9 protein-coding genes are annotated in these 12,488 nt (G+C 51.0%); 8 read left to right on the forward strand and 1 reads right to left on the reverse strand.

The window, feature by feature from the left end; all coding sequences use genetic code 11:
- Window positions 1–84: 84 nt before the first annotated feature.
- From EHT25_RS07425 to aac(6'), 5 genes are all read left to right on the forward strand, one after another.
- Complete coding sequence (locus tag EHT25_RS07425; RefSeq protein WP_124872823.1) at window positions 85–1,869, forward strand: purple acid phosphatase family protein; 1,785 nt, start codon at window positions 85–87, stop codon at window positions 1,867–1,869.
- A 5-nt stretch (window positions 1,870–1,874) separates the two neighbouring features.
- Window positions 1,875–2,672, forward strand: a complete 798-nt coding sequence (locus EHT25_RS07430) for a glycerophosphodiester phosphodiesterase family protein (RefSeq protein ID WP_229311456.1) — start codon at window positions 1,875–1,877, stop codon at window positions 2,670–2,672.
- Window positions 2,673–2,924: 252 nt separating this feature from the next.
- Window positions 2,925–4,718 (forward strand): tetratricopeptide repeat-containing sensor histidine kinase, encoded by a 1,794-nt coding sequence (locus EHT25_RS07435; RefSeq protein WP_124872827.1) that lies wholly within the window; start codon window positions 2,925–2,927, stop codon window positions 4,716–4,718.
- Between the two features lie 5 nt (window positions 4,719–4,723).
- Window positions 4,724–5,464 carry a response regulator gene (locus EHT25_RS07440; protein WP_124872829.1) on the forward strand — a complete coding sequence of 247 codons (741 nt, stop codon included), beginning with the start codon at window positions 4,724–4,726 and terminating at the stop codon, window positions 5,462–5,464.
- A 10-nt stretch (window positions 5,465–5,474) separates the two neighbouring features.
- Complete coding sequence (aac(6'), locus tag EHT25_RS07445; protein ID WP_124872831.1) at window positions 5,475–5,936, forward strand: aminoglycoside 6'-N-acetyltransferase; 462 nt, start codon at window positions 5,475–5,477, stop codon at window positions 5,934–5,936.
- 5 nt (window positions 5,937–5,941) lie between these two features.
- Here the strand turns inward: aac(6') and EHT25_RS07450 are convergent, their stop codons facing one another.
- On the reverse strand, window positions 5,942–7,222 hold the full coding sequence (locus tag EHT25_RS07450; protein ID WP_124872833.1) for a sensor histidine kinase: 1,281 nt from the start codon (window positions 7,220–7,222) through the stop codon (window positions 5,942–5,944).
- A 626-nt stretch (window positions 7,223–7,848) separates the two neighbouring features.
- Here EHT25_RS07450 and EHT25_RS07455 point away from each other — a divergent pair.
- The 3 genes from EHT25_RS07455 to EHT25_RS07465 all read left to right on the forward strand — a co-directional run bounded on the left by EHT25_RS07455 (window position 7,849) and on the right by EHT25_RS07465 (window position 12,483).
- Window positions 7,849–9,774, forward strand: a complete 1,926-nt coding sequence (locus EHT25_RS07455) for a helix-turn-helix domain-containing protein (RefSeq protein WP_124872835.1) — start codon at window positions 7,849–7,851, stop codon at window positions 9,772–9,774.
- A 139-nt stretch (window positions 9,775–9,913) separates the two neighbouring features.
- The gene (locus EHT25_RS07460; protein ID WP_124872837.1) at window positions 9,914–11,848 is read left to right on the forward strand and encodes a helix-turn-helix domain-containing protein; all 1,935 of its coding nucleotides are present in this window, start codon (window positions 9,914–9,916) and stop codon (window positions 11,846–11,848) included.
- Between the two features lie 89 nt (window positions 11,849–11,937).
- Window positions 11,938–12,483, forward strand: a complete 546-nt coding sequence (locus EHT25_RS07465; RefSeq protein ID WP_124872839.1) for a hypothetical protein — start codon at window positions 11,938–11,940, stop codon at window positions 12,481–12,483.
- The last annotated feature ends 5 nt before the right edge of the window (window positions 12,484–12,488 follow it).

The following is a 12,488-nucleotide window of genomic DNA, read 5'->3' on the forward strand; positions in this document are numbered from 1 at the left end:
TTATCCTTTTGCTGCTGACAGGACCAAGCCGTCGATACGGTGTTTTTCCTGTCAGCGGTTTTTTAAGTGCCTTATACAACCTCCATGAAACGTTCATTTCTCCTCCTTTTTGGTTTGGGGTTCTTCCTGTTTCTGGCCTCCTGCCGAACCGATTCCAAGCCAGCCACTACCTCCGTTAAAACCGTCATGGATGATGCCGTAACCCGACTTTATCAGACACTTAAACCGGAACAGCTTGACACACTTAGCCAATCGTACGTCCTCAACTTTCTGACGGAAGACGAGAAAAAAGTGCTGGGCACGCAGTATCTCACCTTCGATGTCGATGTGCCGGTAACAGTTTCGCTGATGCGGCATCAGGAACAGAAAGTGCTGCCATTCTGGCTGGAAAACGGCGGTTTCAAAAAAACCGATCTGGTCGTTAAAAACGAGGAATATACCTACGAAGTCTGGCAGAAAGCGTTCGATGCCGGCAAAATAGAACTGGGAATCAACGGTTTCGACAAGGACCGGCCAGTGTATTTCATCAGCGTCGGGCCGCAAAAACCGGGGGATCACGTAACGATTTCCGACGTTTTTCCATCCTCCCAAACCCTGGACACCTTGCAGATCGGGGCATTCACTTACCACGACTGGAGCGACCTGACGTTGAACGAAGTACCGGAATCGTTGCGCGGGCAAACGCTCTTTCAAACCATTCGGGGTCGGGCGCGGGAAGCGCATCTGGTCGGAGCATTCCGAAAAACCGCTACGCCTTCATCCGACAAACCGGATCAGATGCTGCTGACCTGGAGCGGAGATCCGAAGAGTACGATGGACGTCCAATGGCGGACCGCTTCGACGGTTTCGGCTGGCGTGGTGCAGTATTGGATGAAGGGTTCTGCCGATACGTTGACGACTACGGCAACGGCGTTTCGGATGGAGGACCGATTGTTGCAGAATGATCGATTTGCAAATCGGTTCACCGGGAACCTGACCGGACTAAAGTCGGGCGAGACGTATGGTTACCGGGTCGGTTCGAAGTCGGGCAATTGGTCCGAAGTGGGTTCATTCCAAACACAATCGGCATCGCCAGACGGTTTTTCATTCATCTGGTTTGGCGACACCCACAAATCGCCGGATTGGGGAGCCATGGCGCAAAAAACGCTCGTTCGACACCCCGAAATCGCGTTTTATTCCATTGCGGGTGACCTGGTCAGTACTGGTTTGCACCGCAACGAATGGGACGAACTCTGGCAGTATTCCGGCGGGATTTTCCGGCAAAAACCGCTTATGCCCATTCCCGGCAACCACGACAGTCAGGACGGCCTGGGTGCCTGGATGTACCAGGAAATGTTCAGTTTACCGAAAAACGGACCCAAATCGCAGGATGTTCCGTCCGAACAAACGTATGCGTTCACGTACCAAAACGCCCTCTTTCTGATGATCGATGCGACCTCGCCCATTGAAGCGCAAACCGCCTGGATCAGAGAGCAACTGGCGAATTCGAAAGCTGACTGGAAGTTGGCGTTTTTCCACTTTCCACCCTACAATTTTGAGGAAGATTACAAAGACATCCGCCGGGAATGGTGCAGCCTATTTGACAAATACCACGTCGATATGGTCATGAGCGGCCACGTGCATTATTACCAGCGCACCAAACCGATGTTTGCCGAAAAACCGGTCTCCTCCCCCGCTCAGGGCACGATTTATACGATTTCGATTGGTATTCCGAGTGAACACGAAGTATGGCCGGATGAAAAGTACGCCGTGATTCGACACAAGAACGGGCCCTTGTACCAGCACCTGAAAATCGACGGAAAGACGCTGGTTTACAAGAGCTTCGACAAGGATGGAAAGGTGAAAGATGAATTGAAGATTGTGAAATGATTGCCATGAAAATCCACGTTAGCTGCCTGCTTTGGCTTTTATCAATCGGGACAATGTGTGCCCAACCCTTCATTTCCGCCCACCGGGGCACCACACCAACTGCGCCGGAAAATACAATAGCCACATTCAAGGCGGTTTTGGAAATGCCCGTCAAGTACATCGAAATCGACGTCCGAACGACCAAAGACGGTCATTTGGTGATTCTCCACGACGGCAATCTCGACCGAACGACGAGCGGTTTTGGCCCCGTTCAAAATCTGACGCTGACCGAAGTGAAGCAACTTTCGGCCGGGAAGGGCTTCGGAGAGAAATTCAAAGACGAGCGGATTCCAACGCTCCGCGAGGTCTGCCAGCTACTCCGCGACTGGAATGCAAGTCATCCTGCCCGGGTAAATCTGTACGTCGATTGCAAAGCCGTGGCTCCGCAACTCCTGGTGGATGAACTCAATGAGTTCGACCTGTTGACCGATGCGGTTTTTTACGGTTCCGACGGTTTTCTGGCTTCGTTGAAACAGGTTGCACCACGGGCGAAACTGATGCCGTCGCTCAAAAATGCGGAAGAACTGGCGGGGAAGATCGAAAAACTGCATCCATATGCCTTCGATGTGCGCTGGCCGTCACTGACCCGCGAACTGATTCAGCAAATCCACGCGCAGGGCATTCAGGTTTTCTCGGATGCATTGGGCTTTTTCGAAAATGCGGATCAATACAAAAAAGCCGCCCAAATGGGCATCGATGTGATTCAGACGGATTATGCGCTGAAGGTCAGTCAGGCATTGACGGACTGGAAAGCGGGGAAGTAAAATGGGGCTTTATCCTCGTGTTGCTCCCTTTCCCGTTCTATTAGCACACTGACTTGCAAGTTTCACTGGGCGGTTTTTGACTTTTTACAGCGAAGTCCCTGCAATTCATACAATTCAAATAAGGTAAAAAAATTGCGGACGAAAGTTCATAAAGGACAGCGATTGCCTCTAAATTTGCTTACTTTCCAGTTGTAAAGTTTTGGTAACTTTACGAAACGGCCGATTTTCCTTTTTAACTTGCCAATTCGCTCAATGACGCTTTTGCAGAAGCTTCAAAACGTTTTCGGTCTTAAAACGTGGAAGATCTTTTCCTGGATCAGTTGGCGCGCTTATCGTTTTCTGCTGCTTTTCACGCTGGTGGCGAAACTCCAGACCGGTCTGGCGCAAAAACCGCAGTACCTCAAACTCCAGCCCCACAAACTCCTGTATGCGGATACGGTATACCGGGAAGCCATCGCGAAGCACGATTCGTTACTGCTGGCGGAAGCCTACTACCTGTATGGAAAGACCTATTCCGGGTCCGGAGATAAAGTAGCCGCTCATCGCTGGTACCTGAAATCATTGAAAATCCTTGAAAAACGCGGAGATTCGTTTGAGCTGTGTCGATTATACGTTCGAATCTATGAATCACAGCATTCGTATGACGAGTCCCGCCGGTATATACTGCTGGCGCAGGGAATTGCCCAACGGCTGAATTCATACAAAGCCTGGGTGCGTGTGCTTGGCGCTTTTTCTAATTTTCACACAAAAGATTGGTCGGAAAATGGGAATAGACCCCATTTACCCAAACCTCGATTGGACAGTGCCCTCTACTATTTAAAGAAACTTTCGCCCCTGCTTTCTAAACACAAAGACACCAATAGCATCGTCGAGAATATGATTGGCATTGGCTACTTGCTTAAAGTTTCGAAAAAGCCTGAAGCAGCAATTACCTATTTCTCCAATGCGCTGAGACTGGCAACGATACAAAAAGAAGAAGGGCAAAAAATGAAATTGCTGATGGAACTGGCAGATTGTTACCTGCTGGTCAGGCAACCCCAAAAAGCCTGGTCTTTTCTTACTCAGGCACAGCAAATCTACGATCGCAGCCCATTCAACGATTATTTCGTCAGGACTTACTTTGAAAATCTTTATTACTCGTATTACCACTTAAAAGGGAATTGGAAAAAAGCGCTGGAATACAGTGAAAAACTTCGGGAAATCGAACGCAACAACTTCATCATCGAACGGAATGGGGCGGTTTCCCGGCTGAATATGGAGTTCAAGGCCGAACAGAAAGACGCGCTCCTGAAAGCCCAGAAGAACGATTTGGCGTTGCGCTCGGAAACGCTCCGTATCCAGCAACGCCTGATCTGGGCGGTTTCGGCCCTTTTATTGGTTTCCGCCATTATGAGTACCGTGTTTTTTATTCTTTACCGCAAAAACCGGCGCATCAGCCTCCGGAATGCCGAACTGGTGAAAGAACAGAATCACCGGGTAAAAAACAACCTTCAGGTAGTGTCGAGTTTGCTCAACCTGCAATCGCGGCAACTCGTTGACGAAACCGCCCGGAAAGCCGTCGAAGAAAGTCAGTTTCGGGTGCAGGCGATGGCTATTCTCCACCGCCGACTGTACGACGGCGATGGTCTGGTGACGGTCAATCTAGATGAATTTATTCAGGAACTGATCACCAGCGTCATCCGAACTTTTGGCTACTCCGAAATCCGTACGGTTTTTGATCTGGCCCCCATTGAATTACCGGCCAATGACGCGTTATCATTAGGCTTGATTGTGAACGAATTAACGACCAATGCCTGCAAATACGCTTTCCCGGATCACCCGGATCCGGTTTTTCAAATAACCGGCGAGAAGCATAACGATTTGCTGAAACTGACCATCGCCGACAACGGGCCGGGATTGCCGCCTTCCTTGATCGGTGACGACAGTCCAAACCTGCGAAAGACGTTTGGCATGCGGCTGATTCAGATTCAGGTCAACCAGCTGGACGCCGTCGGGCGATTCAGTTCCCGGGATGGTGTCCGGTTTGAAATGCAGTTTAAAATGTAATGTTCATGGAATCCCTACAAATTCTGATTATAGAAGACGATTTATTGACGGCAACCGATTTGAAAGATGCCCTGGAAAGCGCCGGTCACCGGGTCCCAACGATTGCCCGGAATTACCAGGAAGCAATGGCGGCCGTTCGGCGGCAAAAACCGGATATGGCGCTGATCGATATTAACCTCGAACGATCGACGGCGGATGGCATTACCACGGCCCGGGATATGCTGGCCATTCACCGGATGCCGATCATTTACCTGACTGCGAATTCGGAAGTTCCCACCTTCCAGCGGGCGCGGGAAACCAATCCGGCGGCTTACCTGATCAAACCGTTTCACCAGAACGAAATCGTCTTTCAGATTGAGCTGGCGTACTGCAATCGGGCAATGGGCGGGCGGCAAACGAATCACCAGGAATACGCCGAAAGTTTGTTTTTACCGATCAATAAGGGCTATGAACAGGTTGCAAAAAAAGATGTTCTTTACCTCCTGGCCGAAGGAGCTTACGTGAAGGTGTTCATGCTTGATGCGGAAAAACCGCATCTGTTGTCGATGAATCTGGGGTATCTGGCGCAGTATTTCCCGCTCTCCCATTTTTACCGGTTGTCGCGCTCGTTGCTGGTCAACCTGAACCATATTGAACGGATGGAGCAAAATCAATTGTTCATGCGCCACCACCCTACGCCCATTTCGGTTCCCAACAACAGCCGTGCGGATCTGCTGAAAAAACTGGGGGTGATTCGGACGCGGTAATCGATCTGGAATGGCAACGAATCAAAATTTCGAACTAACAATAGTCCCCCTTTCCACAGCCTCGATCAGCCCGTTTACGGAACTCGTTCTGGAACTGTGGCCCGATTGTAATTTCGAGGAAGAATACGAAAACAGCCAAACGATCCTGGATTCAGCAACTGACATTTGCTATCTCGCCCAGGTAAACGATGCCTACGTTGCGTTTATTCACCTAACGATTCGACATGATTACGTGGAAGGAGCGGCCGATTCTCCTGTTGCCTACCTCGAAGCGCTGTACGTAAAACCGGCCTATCAAAACCACGGAATTGGTACAAAACTGGTCCAGCTCGGTGAAGAATGGGGACGGCAGAAAGGATGCCGGCAATTTGCTTCGGATACCGAGTTGACGAACTCGGCCAGCATTGATTTTCACCTGAAAACCGGTTTTGAAGAAGTAAACCGGATCGTTTGCTTCATTAAAAATCTGTGACCTTCTTATAAAACCGGCAGCAACAAAAAGAAAGTCGTACCCATATCCGGACTGCTTTCCAGCCAGATTGTTCCGTGCTGGGCTTCGGTGTATTCTTTACACAGGAAAAGGCCCAGCCCAACGCCCCGCTCCTTGTTGGTGCCAAAAGTTGGTTGGGCTTTGAGCGAGAAAATGGCGGTGATTTGTTCCTTCTGAATCCCCCGACCGTTGTCTTTAACGGTAATCAGGCATTTTTTCCCTTCCAAAACCGCCCCAACTGTGACCACACCGCCGATGTTTGTAAACTTAATCGCATTGCCGACCAGATTCCGAACGATCAACTGGAGCATGGCAGCATCCGCCAGAACCTCCTGAGCGGGATCAACCCGGAAATCCAGCTGAATTTCCTTTTTGGCCGCGAGCGGTTTATAAATTTCGATCACCGGTTTCAAGCAGAGAAAGACGTTTACCGGAGCCAGCGAAACCATTGTACCTTTCAGCTGCGTACTCGACCACGACAACAGATTGAACAGCATGTCCTGGGTGTAATTGATACTGCTGAGCAGTTCCGATTCGATCTTTTTCCGCTCTTCGGACTCCAGATCTACTTCTTTCAGAATTTCGAAATATTGCTGAACCGACGCCAGGGGCGATCGCAAATCGTGCGAAACGATGGAAAATAGCTTGTTTTTCTCCTCATTCAGCCGTTCCAGCACGACCGACCGCTCCTCGATCCGCTTTTGTTCTTTCTTATAGGCACTGGTAAAAAACCGCGTTCCCAAATACAGAAAAAGTCCGTTGGTGATGTAAGTCGATGCCAGATCGCTGGTTTGCGACAACCGACTCGGGTATCTTTCCACCACAAGTTCCGGATAAAGGTACTCGACCGTTAAGAGCGTAACGACAACAATCAGGTTGAACGTAACCCAAAACAAGGCGTGTCGGGATGGCCCGGCAATCAGAAGCAAAAACAGCGTAATGGTGAAACTGAGCAGGGAGGCACCTACCATTCCCGAATTGAAAAAATAATTGACCGCAAACAGAACGGTCACCACGATTCCGGAGATGGTGATGGCTGTTACAAACTTTTTCCGGATTCGGGAGAGGTAATAGACATATCCGCCGAACAAAAAAAGCAGCGTACAGATCCATCCGGTTTCGGGAATCCCGACAATGAAGCTGAACGGGATGTTGTAGCCCATGTTCAACACAACCAACATGCAGATGGCGTTGAAAATGCGCACTTCGAGTGTAAACTCGACCGGCCCCCCAATTAATTTATACAGTGTTTCCTTGATAACTTTCAATCGGATCAACTCCTTATCAACCTATTTTCATCGGTAAATATACCACCAAAAAACAACCCGGAAACAGGAAATGTAGCGGATAAAATGCGGGAGGGCTTCGTCAAATATTCCTTCGTGTTTGTTGATGACACCGTACTACCAATTCGAAACCGCCACACCGCCATCGTCTTTCAGCGCTTTAGCGACAATCACGGGACCGTCGGCGTATTGCCGGGCGAGGGAAAGCTGGGTGCGGGTTTTGGCTAAATCCGGCGAAGCTGGTTGATTTTATTCGGCCCGTACGGCAACCCGGCCGAAACCGCCAGCACAATAAGGAGCCAGAGAAAAATCTCCACGGCTCATTAACATAAACCGCTATTAATCAAAAAGTAAGAACTAGAGTGAGCGACTATTTAGCAACCGGTAATCAGTCGATAACCGCCAACATTATGAATGAGAAATTGGTCTGGCACATTGCCAATGCCCGCCTATTGAATGAACTGCGATATGAACGAATCGATAAAATGAAGAAATACCAGACAAAATCAGGTCCTTGATGGGGAGTTTGCCGATTTTTACTCAACAGAAACGCTGTTTATGTTACTAACAAAAGAATATATTTACAAATTGTATTAGGGGATGTCTTGATGGTAACTTCTGAAAAAGCATTTGTCGAAAAATTAAACCGGCTGATTGACGATAACCTCGACAACTCTTCGTTCACCGTTGAAACCATCTGCCAAAGTCTGGGCATCAGCCGCTCCCAGTTGCACCGAACCCTCAAGGAACAAACCGATCTTTCGACCACTCTATACATCCGCAAACGGCGGCTACTGAAAGCCCGCCAGTTACTGACTTCGTCCAGCCTGCGCATTGCTGAAATCGGCGATTTGGTCGGGATAACCAACCCGCAAAATTTCAGCAGTTACTTCATCGACGAGTTCAAGCTAAGCCCCACGGAATTTCGGAAACAGCGGTTGCAGTCGTCGGAAGACGAAGCGAACTCGGGTGCGGTTTCGGCCGAGCCGGAATTACCGGACCTGTCCGTTGAGGATCAACCCGCTGAGGAAACCGCCGGTCAACCCCGGTTTAAAAACCGACGCCGGTTGGTGTTTGCCGGTCTGGCGGCTACTCTGGCAGTGATCATCGGCGCAGGCCTTTTTGTCTGGTATCAAACCCGTTCCCTTAGCCCGTCAGCCCAAACCGCCCGCCATTCGCTGGCGGTTTTGCCGTTTACGAACCTGGGAGCGGCCGACAGCAGCCCGGCCTGCGACGGCATCATGGACGATGTGCACACCTCGATTTCGCTCATCCAAAACCTGAAGGTGATTGCCCGTTCGTCTTCGGATCAATACAGAGACACTAAAAAAAGCATCTGGCAAATTGGCGACGAACTGCGCGTCACCAACATCCTGAAAGGCAGCGTATTGAAAACCGGCGAACAGATTCAGATCAAGGTCGAACTCATCAACACGCAGGAGGATATCCGCCTGTGGGGCAAAACCTACCGGGCAGCTTACAGCGAACTCTTTAGCTTAACGGACCAGGTTGTTCGGGACATCGCCCGGCAACTCACTCCCCGACTCAATCCAGGTCAGGCGGCCCCGCTCAAACGATTGCCTACTCACAATCTGGCAGCGTATCAGGAATACATCAAAGGCAAACAGTTGGTGCTGGCCCGCACCGGCGACAAACTCCGCGCCAGTGTTACGCTGCTCAACCGGGCCATTGCGTTGGATTCCAGCTTTGCCGATGCGTATGCCGCCCGGGCTTCGGCTTACCTGATTATGGGAGATTTCAAAGTACTGGATAAGAAAACCGGATTCAAACTGGCCGAAAATGATGCCCTGAACGCCATTCGGCTTGATGGTACCAATGGGACGGCCTACGGTGTATTGGCCAATCTGTACCGCTTGCAGTACAAGTGGGATCAGGCGCTGACTACGTTTCGGATTGCCCTGAAATACAGCCCCAACGATGCACAGATCAATTTCTGGTACGGCATTACTCTGCGATCGATCGGGCGGTTCGACCAGGCCATTCAATATGAAGCCAAAGCGGTGGCACTCAACCCGCTTTACCCGGCCGCCCTGATCGGGCTGATCAGCACCTACGCCAACGCGGGGCGCTACGAGCTGGCCCGAAAGGCGATTCAGGATGGCGAACCCCTGTTTGATGATGCCTACATGTATCATTACGCCCGGTCTTTTTACCACCTGAACCGGCGCGAATATCCGCAGGCCGTAGCCGCAATGCGGATTTCCGATTCCCTGAGTCATTCCGCCAAAACGTTAGATTATTACCGGTTGTACCTCCGGGCGCGGGTACTTCCGAAAAACCGCTTTGAAACCGAACTGAAAACCGTTGCTCCCACGATCGATACCTATCACGATCTGGCGTATGCATATGCGGGTTTGGAAGACTCCGACAACTGCCTGAAATACCTGCAACTCTCAATTGACCACAAACTCGCGCCGGATTACCTGAAAGTCGCACCTTTCTTTGCGTTCCTCCACCGCGACCCCCGCTTTATCGAGATTCTCCGTCAATGCAATCTGGCGGAATACCCGTAGTGCTTGTTTGGATTAATTTCCAATAAATTCTCCGAAATGAACCCGTAATGCAATTCTCAACCGAGTCTTATTTGTATTTTTACCAACCGTAACCCTAAAATCACCGATCGGCCCCACCGATTGCTCGGCCTAACTCAAGATGAATTCTGGCGATTCATTCCGTTCAAGACTGGACTCACTCATTGAACGCAACCTGGCAGATCCGTCGCTTTCCATTGAAACCATTTGCCGGGAACTGGGCGTAAGTCGCTCCAGTTTGCACCGGCTAGTTAAAGAAGAAACGAATTTGTCCGTTACGCTGTACATTCGCCAGTTTCGGCTGGAAAAAGCCCGGACCCTCCTCAAAACCAGTGAATTACGCAGTGTGGAAATTGGCGAATTGGTTGGAATTCCAAATCCCCAGAATTTCAGCAAGTATTTTACCGAATCCTTCGGGGCCAGTCCGTCCGAATTTCGGAAGCTCCCGGCAGAGACTACAACTGTGGCACCCGAACGGGTCGACATCGCCATGGAACCCGAGCTTGTTCCTCAACCACCCCGGCAATCCGCAACGGTTTTTAAAAACCGGTCCAGAAACCGTTACCTCTTTATGGCGCTGGCCCCGGTGGCGTTAACAAGTCTGGGCCTGTACATTGGGGTACTATTCGGCCGGCAACCTGTTAAAAATCAAACTGAAACGGAATTTAACAGTTCGATTGCCATTTTGCCCTTCCAGAATCTGGGAACACCCGAAACCCAGTACTTCAGCGAGGGGGTTCGGGAGGAAGTGCAGGCTGTTTTGGCTTATTTGCCCCGCATCAAAGTAATTTCCCGAACGTCCACGCGGGCGTACGAAGGAACGGCCAAAACCGTACCGCAGATTGCCCGTGAACTCGGCGTGGTGTACCTGCTCGAAGGCAGCGCACTCCAGTCGGGCAACCGCATCAAACTATCGGTCGAGCTGATTAAAGCGGAAGAAAACCAGACCGTCTGGATCAAAACGTACGAAGGAGAAACGAAAGACCTGTGGACGTTTACCAGCACCGTTGCCAAAACCATTGCGGGGGAATTGGACCAGCAGCTCAGCAGTGCCATCCGGCAGAAAATGGATAAAGCTCCCTCCCGACAGCCAGCCGCGTATACCGAATACCTCAAAGGACAACACTTCCTGCGGGCCCGAACCAAAGAAGGGCTGGCCAATAGCCTGATCAGTCTGGACCGGGCCATTGCCCTGGATTCCGGTTTTGCGGAAGCTTACGCCAGCAAGGCGCAGGTGTATTTTCTAAACATCGAGGAAGGATATACTGACGCCGACAGCAGCCTGAAACTGGCCGAAAAAAATGCCCTCACCGCCATCCGGCTCGATCCCGAAAATGCGAACGCCTTCGCCATGCTGGCCAAATTTTATCAGCGCCAGAACAAGTGGGAACAAGCCCTCACCACCATGCGGATTGCGCTTCGCTATCAGCCCAACAATGCCCTGAACAATTACTGGTACAGCCTCATGCTTCGCTCCGTAGGCGAAACCGATCAGGCCATTCAGTACAGCACTAAAGCCCTGCACATCGATCCGCTGTTTCCGGTGATCATGATCGGTCATCTGGGTAACCTGACCTACGCCGGACGGTTTGAAGAAGCCCGACAGGTCATGCAGGAAGGGCAGCGGTTGCACGGTACGGTATATGCCTGGTACTGGAGCACCGCGTTTTATTATATCAATCAGAACCGGTTTCCCGAAGCCCTCCGTGAACTGGAAAAGGGGCAGCAGCTCAACCCCGATGCCAATCCATTTCTGGTTTATATCGCGTATGTAAAAGCCCGCATGAAGCAACCCGCTGCGGCCCGGTCTCTGCTGACTTCCCTGCCGGACGATGAAAGCAATTATTCCAATCGGGCCGTTCTCTACGCCGGGCTGGGCGACGCAAACCACTGCCTGATTTTTCTCGAAAAAGGAGCCAATGGAGGCTCCCTTCCCAATTATCTGAAAGTATCGCCCTTATTCCGGTTTGTACAGAATACGCCCCGGTTTCGGGCCGTTCTGCACAAAGTGGGCCTGGATCAGTCCGTTTTGCCCTCTGCTGACACAATACACTAACTTTTTGACACAATACACTAACTTTTTGGGCTAATACACCAACAGCCATTGCCGGGTAGGGTAGCAATTTTGTAACCAAAATCCGGTTTATGAAACCTGTCCTCGTCCTGCTGCTAGTCCTGAATCTGGCCTGTGCGCCCCCTTCCTCCAATGGCCTTCCTGACGGCTACGAAACGGCGGCTCCGGCCTACCTCGTCCTTACCCAGAAAGCCCTTTCCTACCAGGCCGACTTCGATACCGAAGCCTGGGGGCAAATGCTGACCGACAGCGTTGAATTCATTACGCCCGACGGGCAAGTGGTCTGGCACGGCAAACCGGCGGTGCTGGCGGGCTGGCAACAATGGCGGAAGCAGGTCGGGGCAGAGCGAATGTACCTGACGGATTTGACGAGCCTGCCGATTCAGATTACGGAACCCGTCCCCCTTTGGGAGAAAACCGGGGTCTATGTCGTCTCCTACTGCACCGCCCACCTAATGCTGCGGAATGGCCGACAAACTGATTTACTGCTGAACCTGTGTTGCCACTTCGATGCCTCGGGTCATATTGACCGCTATCTGTTCCTGCACCAGCAACCCGCAAGCGATCTCATCACCCGAAAACCGGTACCGGTTTTGAAAACCGCCTTTCATTTCTAACGTTC

Origin of the sequence: Larkinella rosea, assembly GCF_003858635.1 — a bacterium.
GTDB lineage: Bacteria > Bacteroidota > Bacteroidia > Cytophagales > Spirosomataceae > Larkinella > Larkinella rosea.